29 protein-coding genes are annotated in these 26,129 nt (G+C 62.3%); 14 read left to right on the plus strand and 15 right to left on the minus strand.

Going from position 1 to position 26,129, the window contains the following annotated elements; genetic code table 11:
- Positions 1-76: 76 nt before the first annotated feature.
- Positions 77-1,039, plus strand: coding sequence for a YitT family protein (locus OIS50_RS09500; protein ID WP_264694235.1), 963 nt, complete (start codon positions 77-79; stop codon positions 1,037-1,039).
- A gap of 74 nt (positions 1,040-1,113) precedes the next feature.
- Here the strand turns inward: OIS50_RS09500 and OIS50_RS09505 are convergent, their stop codons facing one another.
- Positions 1,114-1,953, minus strand: coding sequence for a DUF3667 domain-containing protein (locus tag OIS50_RS09505; protein ID WP_264694237.1), 840 nt, complete (start codon positions 1,951-1,953; stop codon positions 1,114-1,116).
- An 89-nt stretch (positions 1,954-2,042) separates the two neighbouring features.
- Here OIS50_RS09505 and OIS50_RS09510 point away from each other — a divergent pair, with 89 nt between their 5' ends.
- From OIS50_RS09510 to OIS50_RS09520, 3 genes are all read left to right on the plus strand, one after another.
- Positions 2,043-2,867 (plus strand): MOSC domain-containing protein, encoded by an 825-nt coding sequence (locus tag OIS50_RS09510; RefSeq protein ID WP_264694239.1) that lies wholly within the window; start codon positions 2,043-2,045, stop codon positions 2,865-2,867.
- A 328-nt stretch (positions 2,868-3,195) separates the two neighbouring features.
- Positions 3,196-3,990, plus strand: coding sequence for a DUF547 domain-containing protein (locus tag OIS50_RS09515; protein WP_264694241.1), 795 nt, complete (start codon positions 3,196-3,198; stop codon positions 3,988-3,990).
- A 101-nt stretch (positions 3,991-4,091) separates the two neighbouring features.
- A complete protein-coding gene (locus tag OIS50_RS09520) occupies positions 4,092-4,766 on the plus strand; it encodes a DUF2461 domain-containing protein (RefSeq protein WP_264694243.1) in 675 nt (224 codons plus the stop codon).
- Between the two features lie 155 nt (positions 4,767-4,921).
- On the opposite strand, the gene OIS50_RS09525 is transcribed toward OIS50_RS09520, so the two are convergent.
- Entirely contained in the window at positions 4,922-5,545 is a 624-nt protein-coding gene (locus tag OIS50_RS09525) for a deoxynucleoside kinase (protein WP_264694244.1), read from the minus strand.
- Positions 5,546-5,656: 111 nt separating this feature from the next.
- Here OIS50_RS09525 and OIS50_RS09530 point away from each other — a divergent pair, with 111 nt between their 5' ends.
- Positions 5,657-6,148, plus strand: coding sequence for a hypothetical protein (locus tag OIS50_RS09530; RefSeq protein WP_264694246.1), 492 nt, complete (start codon positions 5,657-5,659; stop codon positions 6,146-6,148).
- 109 nt (positions 6,149-6,257) lie between these two features.
- Here the strand turns inward: OIS50_RS09530 and OIS50_RS09535 are convergent, their stop codons facing one another.
- Positions 6,258-6,995: a hypothetical protein gene (locus OIS50_RS09535; protein WP_264694248.1), complete on the minus strand. Its 738-nt coding sequence runs from the start codon at positions 6,993-6,995 to the stop codon at positions 6,258-6,260.
- Positions 6,996-7,136: 141 nt separating this feature from the next.
- Between OIS50_RS09535 and OIS50_RS09540 the strand changes: the two genes are divergently transcribed.
- Both OIS50_RS09540 and OIS50_RS09545 read left to right on the plus strand, forming a co-directional pair.
- Positions 7,137-7,676: a GNAT family N-acetyltransferase gene (locus OIS50_RS09540; RefSeq protein WP_264694250.1), complete on the plus strand. Its 540-nt coding sequence runs from the start codon at positions 7,137-7,139 to the stop codon at positions 7,674-7,676.
- Between the two features lie 66 nt (positions 7,677-7,742).
- A complete protein-coding gene (locus OIS50_RS09545; protein ID WP_264694252.1) occupies positions 7,743-7,967 on the plus strand; it encodes a CDGSH iron-sulfur domain-containing protein in 225 nt (74 codons plus the stop codon).
- A 277-nt stretch (positions 7,968-8,244) separates the two neighbouring features.
- Here OIS50_RS09545 and OIS50_RS09550 read toward each other — a convergent pair whose 3' ends face one another.
- A complete protein-coding gene (locus OIS50_RS09550) occupies positions 8,245-8,505 on the minus strand; it encodes an acyl-CoA-binding protein (protein WP_264694253.1) in 261 nt (86 codons plus the stop codon).
- Between the two features lie 114 nt (positions 8,506-8,619).
- On the opposite strand from OIS50_RS09550, the gene OIS50_RS09555 reads away from it, so the two are divergent.
- The 3 genes from OIS50_RS09555 to OIS50_RS09565 all read left to right on the plus strand — a co-directional run bounded on the left by OIS50_RS09555 (position 8,620) and on the right by OIS50_RS09565 (position 11,275).
- Positions 8,620-9,924 (plus strand): metal-dependent hydrolase family protein, encoded by a 1,305-nt coding sequence (locus OIS50_RS09555; protein WP_264694255.1) that lies wholly within the window; start codon positions 8,620-8,622, stop codon positions 9,922-9,924.
- Positions 9,925-10,031: 107 nt separating this feature from the next.
- Positions 10,032-10,547: a CinA family protein gene (locus OIS50_RS09560; protein ID WP_264694257.1), complete on the plus strand. Its 516-nt coding sequence runs from the start codon at positions 10,032-10,034 to the stop codon at positions 10,545-10,547.
- 68 nt (positions 10,548-10,615) lie between these two features.
- On the plus strand, positions 10,616-11,275 hold the full coding sequence (locus OIS50_RS09565) for a hypothetical protein (protein WP_264694259.1): 660 nt from the start codon (positions 10,616-10,618) through the stop codon (positions 11,273-11,275).
- Positions 11,276-11,336: 61 nt separating this feature from the next.
- On the opposite strand, the gene OIS50_RS09570 is transcribed toward OIS50_RS09565, so the two are convergent.
- On the minus strand, positions 11,337-12,371 hold the full coding sequence (locus tag OIS50_RS09570; protein ID WP_264694261.1) for a hypothetical protein: 1,035 nt from the start codon (positions 12,369-12,371) through the stop codon (positions 11,337-11,339).
- A gap of 280 nt (positions 12,372-12,651) precedes the next feature.
- Here OIS50_RS09570 and OIS50_RS09575 point away from each other — a divergent pair, with 280 nt between their 5' ends.
- Positions 12,652-13,833: a zinc dependent phospholipase C family protein gene (locus OIS50_RS09575; protein WP_264694263.1), complete on the plus strand. Its 1,182-nt coding sequence runs from the start codon at positions 12,652-12,654 to the stop codon at positions 13,831-13,833.
- Between the two features lie 232 nt (positions 13,834-14,065).
- Positions 14,066-14,836, plus strand: coding sequence for a peptidylprolyl isomerase (locus OIS50_RS09580; protein WP_264694265.1), 771 nt, complete (start codon positions 14,066-14,068; stop codon positions 14,834-14,836).
- Between the two features lie 15 nt (positions 14,837-14,851).
- Here OIS50_RS09580 and OIS50_RS09585 read toward each other — a convergent pair whose 3' ends face one another.
- A complete protein-coding gene (locus OIS50_RS09585) occupies positions 14,852-15,286 on the minus strand; it encodes a hypothetical protein (RefSeq protein ID WP_264694267.1) in 435 nt (144 codons plus the stop codon).
- Between the two features lie 561 nt (positions 15,287-15,847).
- On the minus strand, positions 15,848-17,968 hold the full coding sequence (locus OIS50_RS09590; protein ID WP_264694269.1) for a M13 family metallopeptidase: 2,121 nt from the start codon (positions 17,966-17,968) through the stop codon (positions 15,848-15,850).
- Between the two features lie 139 nt (positions 17,969-18,107).
- On the opposite strand from OIS50_RS09590, the gene OIS50_RS09595 reads away from it, so the two are divergent.
- Complete coding sequence (locus tag OIS50_RS09595; RefSeq protein WP_264694354.1) at positions 18,108-18,464, plus strand: MGMT family protein; 357 nt, start codon at positions 18,108-18,110, stop codon at positions 18,462-18,464.
- 15 nt (positions 18,465-18,479) lie between these two features.
- Here the strand turns inward: OIS50_RS09595 and OIS50_RS09600 are convergent, their stop codons facing one another.
- The 8 genes from OIS50_RS09600 to xseA form a co-directional block, all read right to left on the minus strand.
- On the minus strand, positions 18,480-19,049 hold the full coding sequence (locus OIS50_RS09600) for a hypothetical protein (RefSeq protein ID WP_264694271.1): 570 nt from the start codon (positions 19,047-19,049) through the stop codon (positions 18,480-18,482).
- Positions 19,050-19,345: 296 nt separating this feature from the next.
- Entirely contained in the window at positions 19,346-20,767 is a 1,422-nt protein-coding gene (locus tag OIS50_RS09605) for a hypothetical protein (RefSeq protein WP_264694273.1), read from the minus strand.
- Between the two features lie 30 nt (positions 20,768-20,797).
- Complete coding sequence (locus OIS50_RS09610) at positions 20,798-21,190, minus strand: response regulator (RefSeq protein WP_264694275.1); 393 nt, start codon at positions 21,188-21,190, stop codon at positions 20,798-20,800.
- Entirely contained in the window at positions 21,187-22,020 is an 834-nt protein-coding gene (locus OIS50_RS09615) for a sensor histidine kinase (protein ID WP_264694276.1), read from the minus strand. The genes OIS50_RS09610 and OIS50_RS09615 overlap by 4 nt, the downstream gene beginning before the upstream one ends.
- A gap of 215 nt (positions 22,021-22,235) precedes the next feature.
- Positions 22,236-22,925, minus strand: coding sequence for a hypothetical protein (locus OIS50_RS09620; protein WP_264694278.1), 690 nt, complete (start codon positions 22,923-22,925; stop codon positions 22,236-22,238).
- Between the two features lie 11 nt (positions 22,926-22,936).
- Positions 22,937-23,248, minus strand: coding sequence for a hypothetical protein (locus OIS50_RS09625; protein ID WP_264694280.1), 312 nt, complete (start codon positions 23,246-23,248; stop codon positions 22,937-22,939).
- Between the two features lie 279 nt (positions 23,249-23,527).
- On the minus strand, positions 23,528-23,788 hold the full coding sequence (xseB, locus tag OIS50_RS09630) for an exodeoxyribonuclease VII small subunit (RefSeq protein ID WP_264694282.1): 261 nt from the start codon (positions 23,786-23,788) through the stop codon (positions 23,528-23,530).
- Position 23,789: 1 nt separating this feature from the next.
- Positions 23,790-25,295: an exodeoxyribonuclease VII large subunit gene (gene xseA / locus OIS50_RS09635; RefSeq protein ID WP_264694284.1), complete on the minus strand. Its 1,506-nt coding sequence runs from the start codon at positions 25,293-25,295 to the stop codon at positions 23,790-23,792.
- 179 nt (positions 25,296-25,474) lie between these two features.
- On the opposite strand from xseA, the gene OIS50_RS09640 reads away from it, so the two are divergent.
- Positions 25,475-25,978 carry a YciE/YciF ferroxidase family protein gene (locus OIS50_RS09640; protein WP_264694286.1) on the plus strand — a complete coding sequence of 168 codons (504 nt, stop codon included), beginning with the start codon at positions 25,475-25,477 and terminating at the stop codon, positions 25,976-25,978.
- Positions 25,979-26,129: the final 151 nt, after the last annotated feature.

Below are 26,129 nucleotides of genomic sequence, written 5' to 3' on the forward strand. Positions count from 1 at the left end.
ACGCCGTTGCCCGTTTTTGTTGGTAGCCGCCGCGGCTGCCGGGCGGTGCCGCACAACCACCCACAACCATACCTGCATGTTGTTCCAGCAACTCCTCATCCGCAGTGTACTGCGCAAAAAATACCCGCAAGGCTTACCGCCCGGCCACAAAGGCGGCGGGCCCGTGCTGCGTTTTGCACTGCGGCTGTTGCGGCGGCAGCTCACCAACACGGCTTTGGTGGTGGCCGGCATTTTTTCGGCGGCTTTGGGCCTGAAAGGTTTTTTGCTGCCCAACGGCTTTATCGACGGCGGCGTAACGGGCATTTCGCTGCTCACGGCGCAGGTTACGGGCGTGCCGCTTTCGGTGCTGATCCTGGTGATTAACGCGCCGTTTGTGGTGCTGGCCTACTTTCAGCTCGACCGCGTGGTGGCCGTGAAAACCCTGCTGGCCATTACGGGGCTGGCGGTGGTGCTGTGGCTGGTTTCCTTCCCGGTGCTCACCCACGATAAGCTCCTGATTTCGGTGTTCGGTGGGTTTTTCCTAGGTGCTGGCATCGGCCTTACCATCCGGGGGGGCGGCGTGCTCGATGGCACCGAAATCCTGTCGGTGTTCATCAGCCGCAAAAGCCCCATGAGCGTGGGCGACGTCATCCTGGTCATCAACATTTTCATCTTCGGCGTGGCGGCTTTGCTGCTCTCCGTCGAGGCCGCCATGTACTCCATTCTGGCGTACCTCTCGGCCGCCAAAACCGTCGATTTCATGATCGACGGCCTCGAGGAATACACCGGCGTCACCATCATCTCGAAGCGCAGCGAGGCCATTCGGCGGGTGCTTACCGAAAACCTGGGCCACGGCGTAACCATTTACAGCGGCCGCACCGGCTACAGCGCCAACGGCGTGCAGCGCCAGTCGCTCGATATCGTGTTCACGGCCGTAACGCGCCTCGAGCTCACGCGCCTCAAAGCCGAAGTAGAAGCCATCGACCACCAGGCATTTATTCTGATGCACAGCATCAAAGACACCCACGGCGGCGTCATCAAGAAGAAGCCGCTGCACTAGGTCTGAGGAGTGAGAAGTCGGCAACCCACTGCTGGCTGCCTCCCCGGTTTGGTGTTTGCCTGACCTAGGGCCTGTCAGCCAAAGACGTACCACCTGAAAATGAGCATGTTGACGCCGTAGTTAATACAACCCGCCGCCAGGCTCACAGCCAACGCGCTGGCAATGGCCGCGGGCCAGCTTAAGCGCAGGCCCCGGCGGCCAATCCAGGTTAGGTACAGCACGTACACGCCGGCTTGCATAAGCGCGGTGCTGCTGCCTGGCTCGCGGCCCGCCACCAAAAACACCGATACCAGTGCCGCAATCAGCAGCAGCTGAAAGGCGCAGCCCACCAGCACCAGCAGCAAAAACGACTCGGCGTAGTTGAGCCGGCGGCGGTACACGCCCCACGCCACCAACGTGTGCACCGGCACCAACGACAACCACCACACGTTGAAATACTTGCCTACCGCCCCAAAGTACTCCCCCACGCGGCGCACCTGCTCGGCCGAGGCCCCGCGCAGCTGAAAACCGCGCTGCACGTTCTCGCCGATCAGCTCGTAGTAGTGCAGCTTCACCGAGAGCAGCGTAGCCAGGCCCACGGCCAGCAGCAAAAACTGAAACGGGTTGAAATACCGCTTCCGGCGGCCGGCCAGGTAGTCGGCAAACACCTGCCCGGGCGCGAGCAGCACCTGCCTGGCAAAACCGAAAATGCTTTTGTCGGCGTGCGTAAACACGTGCACCAGCTCGTGCAGCACGTGGGCGGTGCTGAGGCGGTGGGGCCGCGCCTGGCCGCAGTGGGGGCAAAAAGGGCCGGCGGCCAGAGCCTGCTCGCAATTGGGGCACGGCCCGGCAACGGGCGGTGCAGCAACTTCTTGGGTGGGTGCGGGTGCGGCCGGTTTGGCGTCAGCAACAACGGAGGTACCGAGCGGCAACATAGGCTACGGGGGTTTGGCAGGCATGTATTAGGCACGCGCTATGCAGTTTACCTGCTTTCCGACTGCCGCGCAAGCACTACCTTCGTCTTATGGCTGATACCCGCGCCCCGCTTACGCTTTCCGATCTTTACCTCTACCCCGTTAAGTCCCTGGGTGGTTTTCGCGTGCCCGAGGCGGCCATCGAGCCGCGGGGCCTGCGCCACGACCGCCGCTGGCTGCTCGTCGACGAGCGCGGCCAGTTCCTGACGCAGCGCAGCCAGCCCACAATGGCCCTGCTGCACCTCGAGTACGCCCACAACGGCTTTATTGTGCGGCACATACAGCGGCCCGAGCTGAAACCCCTGCTGGTGCCCTTCGAGGCCGAGCACAAGGGCACGCAGTTTGTAACCGTGTGGGACGACATGGTGTTTGCTTTCCGCGGCCTGCGCGAGCACGACGAATGGTTTTCCGAGGCCCTGGGCCAGCCCTGCCGCCTGGTGCACATGCCCGAAGCGGCCCTGCGCACCGCCGATGGCGGCGAGGCCCGCGGCCTGGTAAGCTTTGCCGATGCCTACCCTTTCCTGCTCATCGGCCAGGCCTCGCTCGACGACCTAAACCGCCGCCTCGCCGAGCCCGTGCTGATGAATCGTTTCCGGCCCAACCTGGTGGTGCACGGTGCCGAGGCCTACGCCGAAGATGCCTGGGGCAGCTTTGCCATCGGCGGCAACGCTTTTGAGGGCGTGCGCACGTGCGGCCGCTGCGTGCTCATCACCACCGATCAGCAAACGGCCGAACGCACCCCCGAGCCCCTGCGCACCCTGGCCCAATACCGCACCGTGGGCAAGCACGTAATGTTTGGCCTGAACGTGGTGGGCCCCGAAACCGGCCGCCTTCGCGTGGGCGACACCGTGGAGGTGCTCGGCTACCGCAACTGATTTTTCACCTAGGCCCAATGGCCCGGCCAACTCGCATATCAGGCGCTACCTGGCAGCCCCGCGCTGCCGGTGGCGCCTGTTTTTGTACCAGAAATCCGGCCTGGTTCAGGCGCCGCTATATTCGTTTTAATGCATAAACAGCTGCAGAGGCACCGTGTGGCAATAACTCACGCCTTTTTAAGCATTTAGGCGTAAAATATTTCCCGGAAAAAGTTAAAAACAATTGATATGGTACTACATACCGACTATTTTTGAGCATCCGTACGGTATGCCGAAAAGCCAAAAGCTGCCGGCTGCGTATGGGTCCGCCCCGCCCTACCTTCACCTAATGCAGCACAACTACTTATTTCGGCAGCTCCTGCTTTTGCTGGCGCTGCTCTTGGCTACCGTGGCCCAGGCCCACCAGCCGGCGCCGCTGGCCGATTCGCCCGTTTACGAGGCCCTGCTGAAACGCCACGTGCTGCCCGATGGCCGCGTGAACTACGAAGGCCTCGCCGACGACGAAGACGAGCTGCTGGCCTACCTGCAAAGCCTGAGCAGCCGCCCGCCCCTGCCCAGCTGGAGCCGCTACGACCAGGCCGCGTTCTGGCTGAACACCTACAACGCCTACACGCTGTACCTCGCCATTCAGTACTACCCCGTCGAGCGCCTCAGCGACATCAAGATTAAAGCCGTGGGCGGCCAACGCTCGGTGTGGGAAGCGCCCGAAGTAAACATCGGCGGCAAGCAGTACACCCTGAAGCAGATTGAGCGCGAAATTTTGCCCGAGCTGCTGCCCAACGAGCCGCGCCGCCACTTTGCCCTGCACTGCGCGGCCGTGTCGTCGCCCACGCTGCTGCCCGAGCCCTACGAGGGCAGCCGCCTCGATGCGCAGCTCACGCAGCAAACCGCCCGCTTCATCAACGACCCGCTCCGCAACGCGCTGGAAGCGGGCAGCGTGCAGCTTTCCAGCCTGTTCGATTGGTACGCGGCCGATTTCGGCAGCAAAGCGCAGCTGTTTGAGTTTATCAACCGCTACGCCACCACGCCCGTCGGGCCAACGGCCTCGGTAGCCTACGTGCCCTACGACTGGACGCTCAACGATTCGCGCGGGCCTGGCGTAGTAGCCCAACGCAAGCGCTAAGCCACCACACCACCACAACAGCCGCTTCCGCCGAAGCGGCTGTTTTGTTTTGGGGCTGCACCTTTGCCGTTCCGTAGTCTACCCCCTCTTGCCCCAACGCTTTGAAGGACCTAGCCTTTTTGCTCGATTTCCTGGGCCAGCTGGCCCAAAACAACAACAAGCCCTGGATGGACGCGCACCGCGCCGATTACCAACAGGCCCGGAAGGTGTTCACGGCGCTGGTAACCAACTTGCTGGCCCGGGCGCAGCAGTTCGAGCCTGCTTTGCTGCCGCTCTCGCCCTCCGATGTGATGTACCGCATCAACAAAAACGATCGGTTTCAGCAAAGCGACGAGCCCTACAAGCGCCACATGGGCGCGGGCCTGAAGCGCGACGGGCGCCAGTCGCCGTGGGCGGGCTTTTTTGTGGCCATCGAGCCCGGGGGCGAAACCTACGTGGGCGCTGGCCGCTGGCAGCCCGAGCCGCAGCAGCTGGCCCGCATCCGGCAGGAAATTCACTACAACCCCGAGGCTTTCTATGCCTTGCGCCAGGATGCGGCTTTGCTGCGCGAATTTCCGGCGGGCCTCGACATGAGCCAGGCGCTGCGCACCGCCCCCAAAGGCTACGACCGCCACGACCCCGACATCGAGTGGCTGCGGCTCAAAAGCTATTTCGTGTGGCGCACGTTCAGCGATAAGGAAGTGCTCCGCCCCGATTTCCCCGAGCGCGTGCTGGCCGCCTGGCAAGCCGCCCTACCCCTGGTGCACTTCCTCAACGAAGCTATGCAGGAAGGGTAGGTGTTAGGTGTTAGGTGTTAGGTGTTAGGTGTTAGGGTATATGTTAGTCTGGCCCAAGGGCTACAAAAAAAGAGGCGCAACGTGGGTTGCGCCTCTTTTTTTGTGTTGGTTTGCCCTAGGTGCCTAGCCCCTAAAACCTAACACCTAAGCCCTAACTAAAACAAACCGAACAGGTTGGCCTGAATCTTCTCGATGATGGTGCCCAGGTCTTCGGGGCGGCTTACGTAGTCGAGCTGGCTTACGTCCACAATCAGCAGCTTGCCGTGCTTGTAGTTGCTGATCCAGCGTTCGTAGTGCTCGTTGAGGTTGCGCAGGTACTCGATGCGCATGTTGTTTTCGTAGTCGCGGCCGCGCTTCTCGATCTGATGGATGAGCTTGGGCAAATCGGCTTTGAGGTAGAGCAGCAAATCGGGCGGATCGACCATGCTGATCATCGACTCGAACAGCCCTAGGTAGTTCTGGTAGTCGCGCTCGATCATCATGCCCGACTCGTGCAGGTTGGCCGCGAAGATGTGGGCATCCTCGTAGATGGTGCGGTCCTGAATCACGCCTTTGCCAATCGTCTTCATCTCTTTGATGCGCTGCGTTTGGCGGAAGCGGCTATTAAGAAAATACACCTGCAGGTGAAACGACCAGCGGGGCATATCGTCGTAAAAATCCTTGAGGTAAGGATTGTGGTCGACGTCTTCCAGAAACACTTCCCAATTGAAGTGGTGGGCCAGCTTGTGAGCGAGCGTGGTTTTACCGGCACCTATATTGCCAACGATGGCGATGTGCATGAGCAGGGGCGAAATCAGAAATGAGCGCACAAAAGTAAGGCAAACCCATCAGCCGATTATCGTTGTTGTTGCTCATTGGCTACTGTTTCAAATTATTGTAACTTAAGTCACATGCCGCAGCCCTTAAGCCCTCAGCCGGGCGGTTCGAAAGCACACTCGAGCGCCGAGCTGGTGCATCGCGTAGCCGACCCCTCGGGCGCTACCGTTGCCGAATTCAACTACTTCGTGGCCGAGCGGGTGCTGTACGTGTGCTGGCACGGGCACCTCACCGGCGAGCTGGTAATTCAGGTGGGCGAGGCCAGCCTGCCCTGGATTGAGCAGCTGCACCCCCTGGGTTTGGTAAACGACAAGCGCGGCACCACCGGCGACTGGGGCGACTCCATCGACTGGATTCAGTTTGAGTGGCTGCCGCGGGCCAAGAAAAACGGGCTCCATGCCTTTGCCTACGTGATGGACCCGGACACGCCCATGTCGCTCGAAAACACGAGCGTGGCCGATGCCATCGGCGAGGAAATTGAGCTGCGCATGTTTTACAGCCTGCCCGTGGCCTGGAAATGGCTGCGCCAACGGGCCCCAAAAACAAACAGTACCTCGGCTGCCTAGCCGAAGCCATGGGCGCGTGCTCCCTACCCGCTTCCAACAACAACGGGCGGCCCAACCCTGCATGCAGGATCGGACCGCCCGTGGTGCGAAAAGCAGGTGAGCTTCAGCCCTATTCGTCGAGGGCCTTTTTGGTTTGCTTGGCTTTTTCGAGCGTGCGGAACTCGGCCTGCCACGAACGAATGCGCAGGCGCTCCTCCATCGGAATCTGCTCGCGCACTTTCTCGTAGCGCCCGTTCATCTTGGTGAGCACGTTGCTGGCCACGGCCCAATCCTCGGGGTCCCAGTCGTGGCGGTTTACGCGCACGTAGTCGATGAAGCGGCCGTACAGGTCGTGCATTTCCGCGGCCCGCACGGTGGCCAGGTTCACGTTTTCGCCCAGGATTTGCGTTTGGGCCTGTTGCTGGGTTTGCGGCTGGCCGGCTTCTTCCTGCAGGCGGCGCTGGGTGGCTTCCCAGTTGTGGTAGCGGCTCTTGAGGTTGCCGTACTCGCGCTTGCCCTGGGCCGAGAGGCTGTCCACGGCTTTGTCGATGCGCTTGCTCTGGTAATCGAACTCGTCCATAACGCGCGGTAAATCGCGGCGGGCACCGGTTTCGGCGCGCTCGAGCTTGTCGTTTACCCAGTCGCGGAAAATGCCCAGGTCGCGCTCAACCGACGTGGCGGCCTGCCGCACCTCCGTGCTCGTGGAGCTGGGGGCCGGGCGCGGCGCGGGCTTCTGCGACGGGGCCTGCTGCGGCTTCTGCTGCGCGGCCGGCGGCGTAGTAGCCGGGCGCGTTTGGGCCGAGGCACCGGGCGCCGCGCAGGCAAGCAACGAAGCAGCAAACAGGCTTGAAAGAACGGTGGATTTCATATCGGGGAAGTGTGGTTTCGGGGTAAGAGCGGGGCGGTGGGCCCCAGGCATAGGTACGTACTATCTAAAATTCGGGCCAAACATGCGGCGCTGGCCCTAAAACGCTCGTTTTTTACCGAAATTATGCCCTTTTTGCGCCTTATGCCCGATTCAGCCGCTGCTGCCGTAGCCATACAACCCGCCACGCTGGCCGATATCCCGACGATTATTGAGGTGGCCGAAGCCACCTGGGAGCCGACGTACCGCTTCATCATTTCGAAGGAGCAAATCGAGTACATGTACCGCGTCATCTACACGCCGGCCTCGCTGCAGCGCCAGATGGCCGACGAAGGCCACCGCTTTCTGGTGCTGCACTACGAGGGGCGCCCGGCGGGCTATGCGTCCTTCAGCGAGCGGGCCACCGAGCCGGGCACGTTTAAGCTGCACAAGCTGTACGTGCTGCCTTCGCACCAGGGCCGGCGCCTAGGTCAGCAGCTCGTAACGGCCGTGGAGGATGCGGCCCGCGACGCCGGCGGCCTGTGGCTGGAGCTGAATGTAAACCGCCACAACCCGGCCCTGGGTTTCTACGAACACCTGGGCTTTCAGCAGCACCGCGAAGAGGATGTTCCCATCGGCCCCTACTGGATGAACGATTACGTGATGCGTAAGCCGCTGCAGGCCAAAATTCTGCCCTTCGCCTAGGTGCCCGGCACGGCCGGCGCCCCGGGCACCTAGGGTTTCACTGCTTTTCCTACACCCCTTTTTCCTATGCCCACTAAACTCACCGTCAACAACAACGGCTCTTTGCGCGTCGAAGGCGAAGACTTCATCATCGTCGATGCCCAGGGCAACGAGTACGGCCTGCAGGGCCGCACGCTCGTCAGCATTTGCCGCTGCGGCCTCTCCAGCCAGAAACCCTTCTGCGACGGTTCGCACAAAGGCCACTTCGAGCACAACGCCGTGGCCTTCGACCTGCCGCCCCGCAAAGCCTAGACCACGGATTCGGGCGGATTCGTCGGATTTGGCGGATTTTGCGGCCGATTCAGTTTGTCTCCGACAGCCCGGCCTGGTGGCCGGGCTGTTCTTGTTTGGGCCCGGCCGAACTGCCGTTCGTCGGCCCCGGCCACGCCCTAGGTCGGCCGGGCCTGCGCCACAAAAAAGACCCGGAGCAATGCGCTCCGGGCCCCGGTATTGGCTTTAGCCGTCCACGAAATCCGCGAACCGAAGGAAAGCGTAAGCCAAATCCGACAAACCCGCTTGAATCCGTGGTCTAGGCCTGCTGAAAGAGCTGGTTTACCAGGTCAACGTACTCCTGGCGGGCGTCGTCCTGGCTTTTGCCGTTGAGGCCGGCCCAGGCGTCGTACTTGGCAATGGCTTTGAAGTCGAACCCGCCCGGCCGGTCGCCGCTTACGTCGCCTTCCGAAGCTTGCTTGTACAAAGCGTAGAGCTTGAGCAGCGTCATGTTGTCGGGCTTTTTGGGCAGTTGCTGAGCGCGTTGGGCGGCTTGTTCAAATTCTTCGGGGGTGGCCATAGGTCTGACAGTGGGTTAGATACGCTGCCGAATATTCGGCACGCCTAACATACGCATTCATCCGATGCCGCGCATACCTTACCTTGGGTGGCTACTCACCGCAATACCCCCACCATGCCCCTTTCTACCCCTGCCAAACGCTTGTTTAGTACGGCGTTGCTGCTTGGCCTGAGCACGGCCGCCTTCGCGCAAAAAACTTACCTGCACTGCGGCCGCCTGCTCGATGTGCGCGCCGGCAAGCTGCTGACGGAGCAAACCCTGGTTATCGAAAACGGGCGCGTGCAGGCCCTGCAGGCCGGCTACGCCACGCCCGGCGGCGCGGCCGATAAGGTCATCGACCTGAAGAACCGCACCGTGCTGCCCGGCCTCATCGACTGCCACGTGCACGTGGAGGGCGAAACCAGCAAAGACAACTTCCTGAAAGAGTTTACCGAAAACCCTGGCGACGTAGCTTACGCGGCCGAGGCCCACGCCCGCACCACCCTGCTGGCCGGCTTTACCACCGTGCGCGACCTAGGCGGCTCGGGCATCAATATCTCCCTGCGCAACGCCATCAACCGCGGGCAGGTGGCGGGGCCGCGCATCTTCACGGTGGGCAAAGCCATTAGCGGCACGGGCGGCCACATGGACCCCACCAACGGCTACCGCCTCGATTTGATGGGCGTGCCCGGCCCGGCCGAGGGCGTGGCCAACGGCCCCGACCAATGCCGCCAGGCCGTGCGCGAGCAGTACAAGCGCGGCGCCGACCTCATCAAGATTGCCTCGACGGGCGGCGTGCTGTCGGTGGCCAAAGATGGCTCGGCCCCGCAGTTTACCGAGGAGGAAATCAAGGCCGTGGTAGAAACCGCCCGCGACCTGGGCCTGAACGTGGCCTGCCACGCCCACGGCGCCGAGGGCATGAAGCGCGCCATCCGGGCGGGCGTTACCAGCATCGAGCACGGCACCCTGATGGACGACGAGACCATTAAGCTGATGAAGAAGTACGGCACCTGGTACGTGCCCACCATCACGGCCGGCAAATCCGTAGCCGACTCGGCCGCCAAGTACCCCAATTATTACCCGCCGCTGGTTACGCCCAAAGCCCTGGCCATCGGCCCTAAGCTGCAAGGCACTTTCGGCAAGGCCTACAAGGCAGGTGTTAAGATTGCGTTCGGTACCGATGCCTCGGTGTTCCGGCACGGCGTAAATGCCATGGAGTTTCAGTACATGGTGGAGGCGGGCATGCCGGCGCTGGAGGCGTTGCGCGCTGCCACCCTCAACGCTGCCGAGCTGCTGGGCCAAACGCCCAACCTAGGCGCCCTGGAGCCCGGCAAGCTGGCCGATGTGGTAGCCGTGGACGGCGACCCGCTGCAGGACATTAAAACCATGCAGCGCGTGCGCTTTGTGATGAAGCAGGGCGTGGTGTACCGGCAGGAGTAAACTCGGGCAGTAGCGCGGTATGTTGGCTGATTTTAGCCCTAAACCCAAGCGTGGGACTAACTCAGCTGTGCTTGTACGCGTAAGGCAGCATGCCGCCCCCTACTGCTATGAAAACACCCGACGTCGACTCGCTCGTTAAGAAATTCCTGCAACACAAGCTTACGCTGGCCCTGGCCGAAAGCTGTACCTGCGGCTGGGTAGCGGCTCAGCTGGCACCGGCCCAGGGCGTGAGCAATGTGCTACTGGGCTCGGTGGTTACGTACCACGGCGAGGCCAAGCAGCGCCTGCTAGGTGTCAAGAAGAAAACCCTGGAGGAGTACTCGGCCGAAAGCCAGCAAACCACCAACGAAATGGTGGACGGCCTGCACAAGCAGCTGCCCGCCGATGTGTGCGTGGCCATTACCGGCCTGTTCGGGCCCGGCGCCTCCGAAACGCCCGATAAGCCTTCGGGCACCATCTTCGTCACGATTATGCTTGCCGGCCGCGCCCACGAGTACCGCGAGGTGCTCAAAGGCCCCACCGAAAAGCTGCGCGAGCTGGCCGCCGAATTCATCTTCGCCAAGCTCGGCGAGCTGCTCGACCGGCGCCAGAACAGCCCGAGCGAAACCGTGAAGGGCAGTTAAAAAATTTTTGCCGCCGAACTACCCGCGAAAGCAGCCGAAACCGGCTGCTTTCGCGCATTTTTGCGGCCATGGCAAACTATACCATTAGCTCTATCGTGGCCGCTTTTAGCCTGGCCGTATTTGCAACCCCATCGGCACAGGCGCAGTCGGAACTGGCCGCCCGGCCCGATACTACCAAGCTGGCGGCCCGGCCGCTTTCGCCGCCCGCCGGCCCTGCGCCCCTAAGCCAGCCGCCGCTTTACCCTGCCAGCTCCCTAGGTCTGAGCCTGGGCTGGGGCGCGCCCTACGGCTGGGGGCTCGAGTACAGCCAGCTCGTGTCGGCTAACCTGGAGGTGAATGGCGGGCTGGGCGTGGGCATGGGCGGTAAGATTGGCGTGGGCGTGCGGTATTACCTCGAGCCCGCAAAGCGCGTGTCGCCGTTTTTCGCCGCCAACCTTGCCCGCTCCGGGCGCTTTGCCAACGTTAGCCTTGCCCTCGACAGCGAAGAAGTGCAGTACTCGCTCAGGCCCAGCGGCGTGCTGCACCTGCGCAGCGGTTTGCGCTGGCAGCCCGGCCGCTTTGCCATGCTGGGCACAATTGGCTACGGCTTGGTTTTCACCGGCGACCCTGCCACTTACCACTACGCCTCCAACGGCCGCCCCAGCAAAGAAATGCGCAGCCTGGTGCGCCTTTTCGGCCCGGGTGGCCCGGAGCTGTCGTTGGCTTTTCTGCTGGGCCTGGGGAACTAGCCTCCCTTCCGCCCCCCCGAGAATCGTAGCAGCTCCTGCTGGTTCGGCGCTGGTGCGGCACCTAGGCTATTCGGGGTCGGCCGAGCACGAGGCGCAGGTTCATGCGCACCACGTCGCCGATGGAGTCGCAACGGTCGAACTCCGTGGACTGGTGGTGCAGGTTTAGCTCTTTCTTGAGCTGCGCGATTTTATCGGGCGGCGAGAGGTCTTCCTGTCGCATGCAATCGATGAGGTCTTTCAGGCGGTAACGCTCGGCGCGGGCGCGGCGGGCCATCAGGGTGCGCTCCTCGGTTTGGTACTGCCGGATGGTTTCGGGCGAGAGCAGCTGCCGCACCAGCTCCACCACGGGGCGGTTGTCGCGGAAGTACTGCGGCAGGTACATGGCCTTGTGCCCCTCGTAGCTCTGCTGGTCGAAGTCGATGGCCCGCACACGGTATTGCTCGTCCTCGAAGTCGGGCGTCACGTCGATAACGTAGTTGTAGGAGCGCATATCGCCGAGCAAGCGCGCAAAGCACCGCTCGTTGAACTTCACGAACTCCTTGGCAATACGCACCTGGTTGAGATGCGGCCGGTCGAGGCGCGTACGGATAAAATCGTCGCCCGGAATGCCGGCAATGTGCTCCTCGATTAGCGTGTCGCCGGCCACCAGAAAGTTGATGCTGTTGGGTGACAACAGGTGCTCCAGCTCCAGCCCGTACACGCGCGAGGCGTCGGCTCGCTTCACGTAAAAGTAGTCGTAGTTGTCGTTGAACTGGTTGACGATGCGCACCCGAAACGGGTTGGAGTTGCCGAACCGGCAGTAATCCACGCGGTCGGCAATCAGGTGCTCCGTAAACGACAGGTCGCCGTCGGTTTTCAGCAGCGCGTACACCTGCGTCAGGCCCTGGCTGAGCTCCAGCAAGGTGTGCGGCTCGTAGTGCACGGTTTCCCAGAGGGTGTCGGTGCCTTGGCGGTCGAGCAGCGGAAACGAGCCCGTGGAGCGCAGCAAGTCGCCGTAAGTAACGGGCAGGCGCGTTTCGCGGTCGTAGAGGTGCAGGTACTCGCGCAGCGGCTGGCTGATGCGGTACGAGGGTTTCTTTTTGGATATTTCGTTCAAGGGGCGGGTGGCTGGGTGCTGATGAGGCTACTGTAACGCAAAATGCCCTAGGTGGGTGTTGCGTTGTAGCAGGCGAGCAAGTTACCGGCGCGAGCATTAGCCCGGCGGGTTCGGGCTTGCGCCAGTGCTTCACACAGGCTACAAAGCACCTGGGCGTACATCCCGCTGCGCAGTTCCGCATTGGCGCCTTCTATGCCTGCACCGAGCACCGCTCCGCGCTACACCGAGAGCAAAATTTCCCGAACTTTAAAGGCCTTTTCCCGCCTTTTGGCACTCTTCCATGAAAAAAGCTTTATTCTCCCTGGCGCTGGCCATGCTGGTGCCGGTGCTTTCGCCCGGTTGGGGCTTTTTTGGCCACCGCACCATCACGCAAATTGCCGTGTACGCGCTGCCTTCCAGCTTGCAGGGTTTCTACTACCGGCACATGCCCCAGCTCGTGAAGCTGAGCACCGCTCCCGATGAGCGCCGCAACGACGACCCCACCGAGGCCACCAAGCACTTCATCGACATGGACCATTTCGGCGACAACCCCTTCGGGATGATGCCGAAAGACTACGACAAGGCCGTAGCCAAGTACACCGCCGATACGCTGAAGAAGTACGGCGTGGTGCCGTGGGTAGTGCTCGAAACCAAGGAGAAGCTGACCGAAGCCTTCAAGCAGCGCGACACCACGGCCATTATTGCCTTGTCGGCCGACCTGAACCACTACGTGGCCGATGCGTTTGTGCCGCTGCACACCACCGAGAACTACGACGGCCAGCTTACCAAGCAAACCGGCCTGCACTCGTTGTGGGAGTCGAAGCTGCCCGAAATGTTTATTGCCGAGTACAAGCTCGATTCGGAAAAGGCCGAGTACGTCAAAGACCCGAAGTCGGCCATCTGGAAAGTGGTGCAGGAGTCGTACGGCTTCCTGGGGGCCACCTTCGACTACGAGATGGAGCTGAGCAAGAACTTCACCACCGAAAAGAAGTACTCCTACTCGCACAAATACGGCAAAACGCGCCGCTCCTACTCCGATGAGTTTGCCAAGGAGTACCACAAAAAAGTGGGCGGCATGGTGGCCTATCGCCTGAAAGGTGCCCCCACGCTGGTGGCCTCGATGTGGTACACGGCCTGGAAAGACGCCGGTAGCCCCGACCTGAACACCCTGATGCGCCCCGGCAAGCTCAGCAAAGAAGAAAAGAAGCTGCTCGACGAACAGCTTGAAGCCTGGAAGGACAACCAGCTGGTGCCCCTGAACATGCTGCTCTCGATGCAAAAGGAGAAAGCCGCCGAAAAGCCCGACGTGGTAGGCTCGGCCGATGGCGCCGCCCCCGCTCCGGCTCCCGAAGCCGCCCCGGCGGCCCCCGCCGCGCCCGAGCCCGACAAGGTGAAGACCAAGGAAAAGCGCGACAACGACAAGCAGAAGGAAAAAACCAAAGCCAAGAAGAAGGACGACAACAGCCCCTTCAACGACAAATAGGCCACCCGCTCCGGCGGCGGCTTGCCCTCTCCCAAACGCCCCTGCTCGGCAGGGGCGTTTTTTGTTGCTCGGTGCAATATTGCTGGCTTGCACCGGCGCTGCGTTTGTCCCGAATGCGCAGCGCGCACGTTATAAAGCAGCGGGCCGGGCGGCCACCTGGCGCCGAGTTGCCGAAGCCGTGTATGTTTGCTTTCCGGACTTGCCCCAGGATCGAAAGATTTTTCTTGCTGCCATGACCACCACCGCTACCCGCATCCGCCCCACCCTCGCCTACGCCGCCCTAGGTGCCGCCTTGCTTTCGGCGGTTGCCTGCAACCGGCAGCAGCCGGCGCAGGAACAAGCCGCGCCCGTATCGGCCGATGGCTCGGGCCGGCCCGGCCCCGACCTGACCAAGATCAACGACCAGAACGTGGTGGAAATCCTGACGAAGTACGGCCAGGAGCATCCGCAAACCGAGGTGCTGATCAAAACGGATATGGGCCCGGTGAAGGTGCGCTTGTTTAAGGATACCCCGCTGCACCGCGCCAATTTCCTGCTGCTGGCCAATAAAGGCTACCTCGATCAGACGGTGTTTTACCGCGTGGAGAAGGGCTTTGTGGTGCAGGGCGGCAACTCCGATAAGCGCACCATCAGCCTGGGCAAGTACCACCTGCCGCCCGAAATCAAGCCCGAGTACTTCCACCGCCGCGGGGCCGTGGGCATGGCCCGCTACGACGACGAGAAGAACCCCGGCCGTCTCTCCTCCTCGCACGATTTCTACTTCACCGTCGGCAAGCCCCTGAAAGCGCCGCAGGCGCAGGCCGTGGCGGGGCGCAAGCTTACGCCCGAGCAGGTAAAAGCATACGCCACCGATGGCGGCGTACCCGCTCTCGATGGCCAGTACACCGTGTTCGGTGAAGTGGTGGAGGGCATGGACGTGGTCGAGAAAATCAACCAGGTGCCCGTTGATGCCTACAACTGGCCCCTCAAGGACGTAGGCATGAAGGTGGAAATCCTGAAATAGCCCGCTCGCCTAGGTCTACTGGCCCCGCCGAACCTGCACCAGCTTAGCGTGTTGCCGGTCGGTGGGGTCTTCTTTCTGAAAATCAACCAGCTCCTGTCGCGTGTAGGCGCGCACTGCCTGCGGCGCAAACACATCCATGCCGCTTACATCGGCCGTGGCGCTGCTGGCGGGGTTGCGCGCCGGGTTCGTCAGGATACTGTCGCCGCTCACGCGGAACACGCGGTAGAAATAGAACTGCTCCTGCGCGCCGCCCTCCGGAAAGAAGCGCACCACCAGCACGTCGCCCACTTGCGGGTTGCTGAGGTACGCGGCGGTTTGGTCGGGGGCAGCGGGCGCGGGTGTGGCGGCAGCTGGGGCACTATCGGCGGTGGCGATTTTGCGTGCGTCCTTGCGCTGGCAGGCGCTCAGGAGCAACAAAGCACCTAGGGCGGCGGATAAAAGCTTGTTCATGCGAAGTGGTTTGGATGAATACGCTTCAATGCCCAAAGAACGTCATGTCGAGCTTGTTGAGGTAGCTCGCTAGGTAATAACCGTCTGCTTCATCTGGCGTCCGCTTGTCGAACCGAAGGAAGGCGTAAGCCAAGCATCTCTACCGCTTCGCCTGCTTTCCTAGGTCGTCATGTCGAGCGCAGTCGAGACATCTCGGCGGATAGTAATTTTCTATCTGGCATCAGCACGCGAGATGTCTCGACAAGCTCGACATGACAACGACCTAGGCTGTGTCTGAAAAGTTGCTTCAAGCCTCCTGGTCGTCATGCTGAGCCTGTCGAAGCATCTCTACCGCTTCGTCTGGGCTCGTTCCACGAAGCGGTAGAGATGCTTCGACAGGCTCAGCATGACCGTTCTGGAGTTTACAGACACCGCCTAGAGAAAGCAGTTAAACCTGCCTCCGATTTCAGCTGAAACACCTTGGCCGCTGCCTGGCTATACGACTGCGGACGATAAATCGGCAAAGAAAAAGCGGCCCGCGCTAACTGCGCGGGCCGCTTTTTCAATCAGGAGCCAATCGGCTTACCAAATCTTGGCACGCTCGGTTTTGGCGCGTACCATTTTTGCATCCTCTTTGCAGCCGAAAGCTTCAAAGAACTGCGGCATGTTCATCAGCGGGCCGTTGGTACGGAACTGCGCCGGCGAGTGCGGGTCGGTGAGTACTTGCTGACGCAGGAACTCCGGCCGCGCGTTGGTACGCCAGATCTGGGCCCAGGCCAGGAAGAAGCGCTGGTCGGGCGTGAGGCCGTCGTACTTGGGCACGTTGCCGTTGGGGTACTGCTTTTTCAGCTGCTTTTGCAGGGCCGAGTGGGCAATGCTCAGGCCCCCTAGGTCGGCCAGGTTCTCGCCCATGGTCAGCTTGCCGTTCACGTACACCGAGTCGAGCGGCTGGAAGGCCGAGTACTGCTTGCCAACTACGGCCGCGCGGGCCTCGAACTTCTCGGCGTCTTCCTTGGTCCACCAGTCTTTCAGGTTGCCTTCGGCATCGTACTGGCGGCCCTGGTCGTCGAAGCCGTGGGTGATTTCGTGGCCGATTACCGCGCCCATGCCGCCGTAGTTCACGGCATCATCGGCTTTCGGATCGAAGAAGGGCGGCTGCATGATGCCGGCCGGGAATACAATCTCGTTCATCGACGGATTGTAGTAGGCATTCACGGTGGGCGGCGTCATGCCCCACTCCTTGCGGTCGATGGGCTTGCCAAACTTGCTGGCCATGTCGCGGTAAGCCCACTCGCGCGAGGCCAGCACGTTTTTCAGGTACGACTCGCGCGAGATGTTCAGCGCCGAGTAGTCCTTCCACTGATCGGGGTAGCCAATCTTCACCGTGAAGGCGTTGAGCTTCTTCATGGCTTCCTTCTTGGTGGCGTCGCTCATCCAGTCGTTGCTCTGGATGTGCTCACCCATGGCCTCCTTGATGTTGGCCACCATTTCCAGCGCCTTGGCTTTGGCCTCGGGCGTGAAAGCTTTGTCGACGTACAACTGGCCGAAAGCTTCGCCCAGGGCACCGTCGGTAGCCCGGATCATGCGCTTCCAGCGGGGCTGCTGCTTTTTGGCCCCCGTGAGTACTTGCTGGAAACGGAACGACTCGTCGTTGAAAGCCTGCGGCAAAGCCGACGGCACCGACGACACCAGGTGCCAGCGCAGGTAGGTTTTCCAGTCGTTGAGCGGCTCGGCTTTCAGGGCGTTGCTGGCTTCCTGAAAGAACGCCGGCTGACCCACGATTACCTCTTTGGCCGCACCCAGGCCCAACTGCGGCAGCATCGTGCTCAGCCCTAAGTTGGGGAAGCGCTTGTTGGCTTCGGCCACCGTCATTTTGTTGTAGTTGGCGTAGGGGTCGCGCAGGTCCACGCGGCTTTTCGAGGCCTTGGCCAGGCGCGTTTCGAGGCGCATTACCGTTTCGGCGTTTTTGCGGGCCGTGGCCTCGTTGTCGCCGAGCAGCTTAAAGGTGTTCGTCAGGTACGTCATGTACGCCGCCCGAATGCCCTTCGAGCGCGCGTCGTCCTTCAGGTAATAATCGCGGTCGGGCAGGCTCAGGCCGCCCTGGTACAGGTTTACGGCGTACTGCGAGCTGATTTTGTCGTCCTGGCCAACGTAGGTGTTGAACACGGCACCGGTTTGCAGCATTTGGGCGCGCACCAGCTGGTTTTGCAGGCTCTTCAGGTCTTTGGCGGCGCTGATGCGGGCCAGTTCGGGCTGCAGGTACTTTAGGCCAGCGGCTTCAATAGCTGCCGTGTCCATCGCCGAGGCGTAGTAGTCGCCTACTTTCTGGGCGTTGGTGCCTTTGGCGGCGCTTTTGTTGGCGGCAGCTTCGTCGAGGATTTGCCGCATTACGGCGTTGTTCTTGTCAGCCAGCTCGTTGAACGAGCCCCAACGTACCTCAGCGGCCGGAATGGGGTTGTTTTTGTACCAGTTGCCCGAGGCGTATTGGTTGAAGTCGTCGCAGGCCGACACTGACTTGTCGATGTTGGCCACGTTCAGGCCCACGCCGGCGGGGAACGATTCGGCAGCCGGAGCTGCGGTAGTGGTGCTTGCCGTCGTTTGCGTGGCGGTGGTGCTGGCGGTTTTGGAGCTCGATGCACAGCCCCACAGCGCCAAGGCGCCCCAGGCAGCCACCACGATCGACACGCGGTTGCGGTTTTTCATACGAAACGATAGGTGAGGGTGAGATTTGGCTTGTAAGGTAGGCAGATGGTTGCATTTATTCCTGCTCTGCTTGGGCCAAAACCCGTTGCCCTTGGGCCAAGTTCAGCCGCGGCCACCTAGGGCCCGTATCTTCGGGCTGATGAAGGAACCCAACGAACGTTACCGCAACTTCTTTCAGGATGTGTACGAGGTAGTGCGCCTCATTCCGCCAGGGCGCGTTTCTACCTACGGTGCCATTGCGCATTACCTGGGCAGCAAGCAGGGCGCCCGCACGGTTGGCTGGGCCATGCAGGCGGCCCACGACCTGCGCGGCGATGAGTACGTGCCCTGCCACCGCGTTATCAACCGCCTGGGTATGCTCACGGGCAAGCAGTTCTACAACCCGCCCTCGGCTATGCAGGCGGCGTTGGAGGCCGAAGGCGTACCCGTCGTCGAGGATAAGGTGCCGGATTTCGCCCAGCGCTTCTGGGACCCCAGCACCGAGCTTCAGCCCTAGGTGCCGCAGGGGCTGCTAGCGGCGGGCAGCCTGCATGCCCTGCTCCTGGGCGCGCTGCTGCAGCAAGCGCAGGTAAAACTCGCCCTCTTTGGCCGAAACCGGCTTTAGCGTAGCGGCGTGCTTGCCGTAGCCCGGCACCAACTCGTAATAATTTACGCGGCAATGCTGCGGATGCACCGCTACGCAGGTGGCGGCGCGCGCGGTGGGGCACAGGCTTAGCTCGTTGGGCGCATTGGGCCAGGGCACCAGCACAAAGCCCTTGTCGGCAATGTTGCCCACCACGTCGCCGTTCACGCTCACTTCCACGTCGGGCTGGGTGCTCACGGGCCGATGGAACACCACCAGCCGGGTGCTATCGGTATGGGTGTGCGGCGCGGCAGTAGCCGTTTTTTTGTGCCTGGCCGGGTTAGCGGGGTTGTCGGCGGGGGCGGCTGAAGTTGTAGCAGAGGCCCACTCCCGGCCGGCCACCGCCCAGCCGGAGCCCGGGCCGCCCCCGGCTTGCGCACGCCCTCCGGCAAACAGCATGGCTACGCCGAATGCAACCGACAACGAAGCTAAGCGCATGGGCGCTACATCAAACAACATACAACAATGGGCACTACCCTACCCTGGCAACTACAATACGCCATTGCCAGATTAGCAGGGCATTACGTGGCAAAGCTACTACACGGCAACCGTATGCGCCACCGCACCTTTAATCAGGCGGCGCATTTTTTCGGGGTTGGCGTTCTTCAGCAGGTAGCCGTACGCGCCCTCGGCCATGCAAAAGGCCGTGGCAGCCGAAGACGTAGACGTAATTGATGATAAAGAGCCGGATTTAGCCCAGCGTTGCTAAGCCCCCAGCGCCGGAGTGCAGCCCTAGGTACCAAGGTGGCCGCCTGTTACTTGGCAGCGCGGGCCCGCAGCTCGGCGCGCCTTATTTCGAACAACGCCTCCTTGGCTGATACCGGCTTAAAGTTGGCGCCAGTACCCGTGGCCTCCAACTCGTAATACAAGGTTTCGCCGGCCAGGGGCAGGGCCTCGGTGCAGGCTTCGGAGGCCGCGGCGCCACTGCCTACGCATAGCTTGGCCGCGCGCCGCTTATCGGCCCAGGGCAGGGCTACGCTCACGGTTTCGGGGCTGAGCTGGCCCACGGCCAGGCCGTTGGCCGAAACGGCCACGGGCGCCGCCTCGGGCCGGCGGCGGTACACTACTATGCGCCCCTCGACACTGGTCGGGCTGGCGTCCGCAAACTTGCTTTCCAGCGGCAGCGCCGTAATGCGCCCGGTAAACAAATTTACGCTGTGGCGCTGCGGGTACCCACCCGAAGCCGCGGCGGCAATGCCTGCGCCCACCACGCCGCCGAGCATGGCGCCGGCCATTACCTCGGAGCCTTTGGGGGCACTGGGAGCCAGAAACTCAAAGCCCTCGGGCGTGGGCGTGAGCAGGTAGTAGTCGCGCCGGTACAGTATGTATACGTCGCGGCCGTCGCAGTAGCCCCACACGTTGCGCACGGGGGTGCGCACGCCGTTTTCGGCCACGTAGTATAGCTCCACGTCGTCGGTGCCGGCCCACTCTTTTTTGCGCGGCGTTTTGCTCAGGGCTACTACCCTATTGATGCCCGGCGCGTTTTGCTGCAGCTCGGCCAGGGTTTGGTACACGCCGGGGCGATGCTTGGCCTCCGCCAGGAAAGGCAGCGGCAGCAACGACACCAGCGAGGCCTCGGGCTGGGCAGCCTGCTCGGGACTTAGCACGGCCAGCGCCGGCAGCTGGGCCGGCGCGCTCTGCTCGAACCGGGCCAGACACTGCTGCAACACCTGGGCAGCATTGCCGGCGTGCATACCGGTTACCTCAATGCCCTTGCGCTCCACGGCAACGGCACTGCGGGCCAGCAAATCGTACTGCCCATCGGGCCGCAGGCGCAGCAAGTCGGCTACGAGGTCGGCGCTGGCAGCTTCGGAATTAGCCGTCGTGATTTCGCCCACCGTAAACTGGTGCACCCGCAGGGCGTAGCGCACAGTATCGAGGGCGGGCGGAGCGGTGCTTAGTACCTTCTCGAAGGCTGCGGCCAGGCCTTCCTTAAAGTCGGCGGCCACGCGGTTGTTGTCGAGGCCGGTTTGCACCCAGCCTACGTGGGTGCGGTCGGGGCGGGCATCGAGCACGCGCACAATGCGCCCCGGCCGAAACGGGGCCGGCAGCACCTGCGTTTGCAGGTTGATGTAGTGGCGGCCGTGCTGGGCCATAGCGGCCGGTGCGGTGGCTGCCAACAGCCCCGCCAAGCCAAGCAGGCGCCGGGCGCGCTGCTTTACGTACAGAAATTTCATGATGCTTTGGCGCGCTGGGCCTGGGTGGGGCTACGCCACTACTGTATGCGCCACCGCTCCTTTAATCAGGCGGCGCATTTCTTCGGGGTTGGCGTTCTTCAGCAGGTAGCCGTACGCGCCCTCGGCTTTCAGGCTGTCGATCAGCTCGGGCTCGTCGTGCATCGAGATGATGATGATGCGGATGGCGGGGTACTGCACGCGCAGCAGGCGGGTGGTTTGCAGGCCGTCGAGCACGGGCATCTGCAAATCCATCAGCACTACGTCGGGATGGTGCGTCAGGGCATCGATGCGTTCGAGCAGCTCCTGCCCGTCGCCGGCCTCAAATAGTACTTCTACCTCGTCGAACGCGGTAAGCAGGGCCCGCAGGCCTTTCCGGAACAGGATGTGGTCGTCGGCAATAGCTACTCGGATAGTGGGGCTCATGAGGCTAACGATACGGAAACAGGTGTTGCTGCAGGGTTGGTAGCGGTAGTGGCAGGCAGGTAAACAGCCGGAAAGGAAATCCAGACGCGGGTGCCGGCTCCGGGAGCCGACTCGTGGCGCAATATACCCCGCAAAACGACAACCCGGCTACGTAAGTTGGTTAAACCCAAGCCCGAGCGTGTGCCGGAAGCGGGTTGGGCCTCGGTGGCAGTCAGGTTAAAACCCACACCGTCGTCGGCGTATTCGATGCCCAGCCGATCGGGGCCGAACTGCAGGCGCACCACGATTTCGTTGGCGTTGGCGTGCTTCAGCCCGTTGCCGATCAACTCTTGCACCACGCGGTACACGGCCAGCTCGTGCTTGGCCGACATGCGCCGGGGTTCGCCAAGCTGCTGCAGCACTACCCGGGCGCCGCCCTCGGGCACCGCGCGGCACAAGGTTTCGAGGGCAAACGAGAGTCCGAACTTTTCGAGCACGGCCGGCAGCAGGTTGCGCGAAATGCGCCGCACCTCGGAAATGGCCTGATCGAGCATGCCCGACATTTCGCTGGTGGCCGTCGACTCGGGCATGGCGCTCAGGTGCAGCTTTACGATAGAAAGCATGGTACCCACGGCATCGTGCAGATCGGCCGCGATGCGGCGGCGCTCTTCTTCCTGTGCAAACAGGGCCGCCTCCAGCGCTTGCGACTGGGCCTGCTCACGCTCGTGGCGCAGTTCCTCTTGTTGCAGCAGCAGGCGCCGCTGGTAGCGCAGCACAAACCCCACGATGCCCACGGTAAGCAACAGCAGTACCGGCGTTACGAGGAGTAATGATGTAAGCAAGGGACTCATTGAACACGAAGCGGATAAATACACGGCTTAAGAATAGCCACAATCTAATATAAAGAAGAATTCAACATATCGGTATTGTTCCGGGGCGGCAAGCCGTAAGTATATCAGCTTGAGGCAATAAAACTACGCAGAAGCGCGCGGATTTACTGCACCGACAACCCACGTGGTAACTGGGCGCCAGCGGCTAAGCCCTGGGCAATTACTCCGGCGCGCCCCTAGGCAATGGTGCGCTTAGGCTGATTTTGGGGGTGCGGGCGGCCATCGCGCCACAATGCCAGCGTCATCAGTACCAGCCCTGCCAGGTAGGTACCGTCGATGATGACGGACATCCACCGACCGGCAGCCCCTTTCTCTGATTTCAGCAGGTAGCTGGTAACAGAACCGGCGTAGTAAATAGCCTGGGCCACGCTCACCAGAAACATAAAGTCGTACCAGGGGTTGAGGGCGCGCAATTGCTGCAGCCACTGCTCGAAGTAGAGCAGCACGAGCGTAATCATGAGCACCACCTGCACGGCGCGGGCGTACACGTTGGGCCGATGAAGACCCGACCACCAGAACGCATCGGCCAGACACACCAGCGTAAACGCTACCCCCACCACCGGCAGCCAGCGCTTTACCCAAGGTTGCTGCAACGCGTGGTAGTAAGCCCAGCCCAGCAGCCAGGTTTCGACGAGCACCGTAACGTGGAACAGGTACATGTTGGTGTGCAGCACCTTGCGGCTCCACATATCCACGAAGGCATCGGCGCTCCAAAACGCGAAGTACCAAACCAGGATGTGCGCCGGTTTGGAAAGGCTACGCCAACGCCACACCCCCAATACTGCGGGCACGAGCACGCCAAACATGGACGCGCGGTTCAGGAGGGTGCTCAATATATCCAGCCACTCGGGAATGGGCGTTGGCATAGGGTAAGCGGTTACTCGGCGCAGAACGGACTGTTGTGCGCGCAGTTATCAGGGCATTCGAAGCCGCGGTTTAGCACCAACGAATCGAGGTCGTTGCCCTCGGCGTTGGCGGCTACGGCCACCAGCGTCAGCTTCTCGTCGTCTTTCAGCCCGAAATAAAAGCGGATGCCCTGGGCACCGTCTTGCTCCAGAAGCTTGCGCAGGTGCTCCTTGCCCAGAAATATGGCTTTATTGGGGTTGAGGCCGCACTCCTGGTAACGCTTGGTGAGGGCTACACCGTCTGCTTCGCTGATGAAGCTGCCTTCGTCGCCGGAAAATGTCATTGTGGGTAAAGGTTGTTGAGAGGTGGAATGAGAGAAAAGCAATAAGCCTTGGGAATAAGGCGCACAAATATATTGTTATCCGAATGCAACAGGATTCGAAGACTGCCTCAACTAAACGCTTTGCTGGGTTTATTTTCCCGGCGGTGTCGTGTGGGCAGCGGCAGCCCTAGGTGCCGAATGCCTGACGCCCACCCAACAGCCGGGTTTAGTGGCCGTTAGCACCCTGCTTGGCGCACCCGGCCTCACCCAAACACCTGAGCGCCTGGCCTAACCGAGCGGCTACAAGGCATCGTCGTCGGCGGCGGTGGTGGCGGGCTCGTCGTCTTCGTCGTCGAGGGCGTCGAACACGCGGTCGAGGGTGGCCTCGGCGGTGCGCAGGCGTTGCTTGCAAAAGCGGATCAGCTCGGCGGCACGCTGGGCGTTGGCGGTAAGGTCGTCGACGTCTACGTTCTCGGTTTCGAGGCGGCGGAGCAGCGTTTCGAGCTCGGCAATGGCGTCGCGGTAGGTACGGTCGGGCGAGGTAGCGTCGGGGGTAGGCATACTAGAGGGAAAGCGGATCGGAAGTAGCAGCCAGATCGACCACCTGCACCGGCAAGGGGCCTTCGGGCAATTGCAGCAGCAGCAGGGTGCCGGCGGGCGTGGTGGGCGTAATGGGCTGCAGGCTGTCGGCGCGCAGGTAGCCGCGCCGCCCCAGGTGCTGCGGATCGTGGGCGGCGTGGCGGGTAATGGCGGCAGCCAGGGCCAGGGCGTGGCGGGCGGTGGCGCGCACGGCGGCAACCTCAAGCTGGTAGCGCTGCCGCAGCAAGGCCTCGCGGCGGCGCTGGTGCAGCTGCCGGAAGCGGCGCAGCACCAGCCGGCCTAGGTGGCGCACGTGCCGGCGCTGGCGGTCGGCGGCCTGCAGGGCCGCGCGGCGCAGGTGTTGCTGCTGCTGGGTTAGCTGCCGGGCTTCTCGCTGCAGGGCCTCGCGGGGAGCCTCGGTGGCGCGGCGCAGGCGCTGCCGCAAGGTGGTTTGCTCCTGGCCGATGCGCCCCTGGCTAAGCTGCACCACCTGCCGAGCTAGGCGCTGCAGCCCCGCGCTGTAGTGGCCCAGCTGCTGGGTGCACAGCTCATGAATGCGCACGCCGTAGCCATCGAGGGCGGCCTCGAGGCGGGCCAGCCGCTCCACCAGAAATATGGCCACAGCGGTGGGCGTTTTCAGGGCGGTGTGGGCCGTGAGGTCGGCCACGGCTTCGTCGCGGTCGTGGCCGATGCCGGTGAGCACGGGCAGCGGAAACGCGCCGATGCCCGCCGCCAGCCCGTAGTCGTCGAAGCACAGCAAATCGGTGCGCGAGCCACCGCCCCGAATGATGACGACAGCATCGAAATGGCGGCGCTGCCGCCGGATTTGCTCCAGCGCCCCCAGGATGCTGGCCGGGGCCTCCTGCCCTTGCATGGCCGCCGGAAACAGCGCCACGCTAAAGGCATAGGGTGCCTCCTCCAGCTGGCGCACAAAGTCCTGCCAGCCCGCGGCCGTAGCCGACGAGATTACGGCCAGGCGCTGCGGCGCCAGCGCCAACGAAAGGCGCTTGTTGCGCTGCAGCAAATCGCGCGCTTCGAGCTTGGCAATGGTTTCGGCGCGCTGCCGGGCCAGGTCGCCCACGGTGTAGGAGGCGTCGAGGGCAATGATATCGAGGCTCAGGCCGTACTGCTCGTGAAACCGCACCTGGCAGCGGGCCAGCACGCGCATGCCCGCGCGGAGCGGCTGCCCGGTTTGCTGCTCGAAGTGGGGGCCCAGCACCTCGTAGCGGTTGCGCCAGATGGTGGCCCGCACCTGCGTGCGCACCTCGGCGCCGCCCAGGCCGGCGGCCGCGGGGTCGGTGAGGGTGAGGTAGCAATGGCCGGCGCCAAAGCGCGGCAAGGTAAGCTCGGCTATTTCGGCCGTCACCCAGTAGGCATCGTCGAAAGCCAGCGACAAAACATCGCGCACGCGGCGCAGCAGCTCGGCCAGGGGCACGGGCGCCAGCGCAAGCTGCGGGGCAACGGTACGGCGGGAACTACGAAGAGCCATGCGACCCGCAAGGTACAGAAACGCCCCCGGCAAGCCAGCATCAAGTTGCGCGAATAGCGCAGAAGATGCCGCCCGCTCTCAACCCTGCTTTGCCTCGGTGCGTACATCATGCCCACTAAGCCGCTAGTTACCTCCGCATCAATCAGTACCCATTCCTAATCACCCAAACACCTTTTCTTATGGCATTCTTTGAAGGCAAACTGAACTCGCTCGAAGACCTGTTCGCCGAGCAACTGAAAGACTTGTACAGCGCCGAAACGCAGCTGGTGAAAGCCCTGCCGATGATGGCCCAGGAAGCCAACGACCCGCGCTTGCGCCAGGCATTCGAAATGCACCTGCAGGAAACCCAAAACCAGGTTGCCCGCCTGGAGCAGATCGGCCGCGGCCTTAACCTCGACCTAGGTGGCCACACCTGCAAAGCCATGCAGGGGCTGGTAGCCGAAGGCAAGGAAACCCTGAGCGAAAACGCTACCCACGAGGTAAAAGACGCCGCCCTGATTGCCGCTTCGCAGCGCATCGAGCACTACGAAATTTCGGGCTACGGCACCGCCCGCCACTTTGCCGAGCGCCTGGGCCACACCGAGGCCGCCTCGCTGCTCTCGCAAACCCTGCAAGAGGAGCAACTCACTGACACCAAGCTGAATGACCTGGCCAAAGGCTATATCAACCAGCGCGCTATGTAATAAACGCGGGCTGCCGGCCCCGTTTTTTTCAGAAAAAGCCTGCAACGCGCAGGCTTTTTTTGTGTCCGTGGAAGCTGAACCGACGCAGCGCTGCATCCACGTCAAAACTTTTTGTTTGCCCTAGGTTGTTATAGGCGGTCTTGCCGAATGG

It is taken from the genome of Hymenobacter sp. YIM 151858-1 (assembly GCF_025979705.1).
GTDB lineage: Bacteria > Bacteroidota > Bacteroidia > Cytophagales > Hymenobacteraceae > Solirubrum.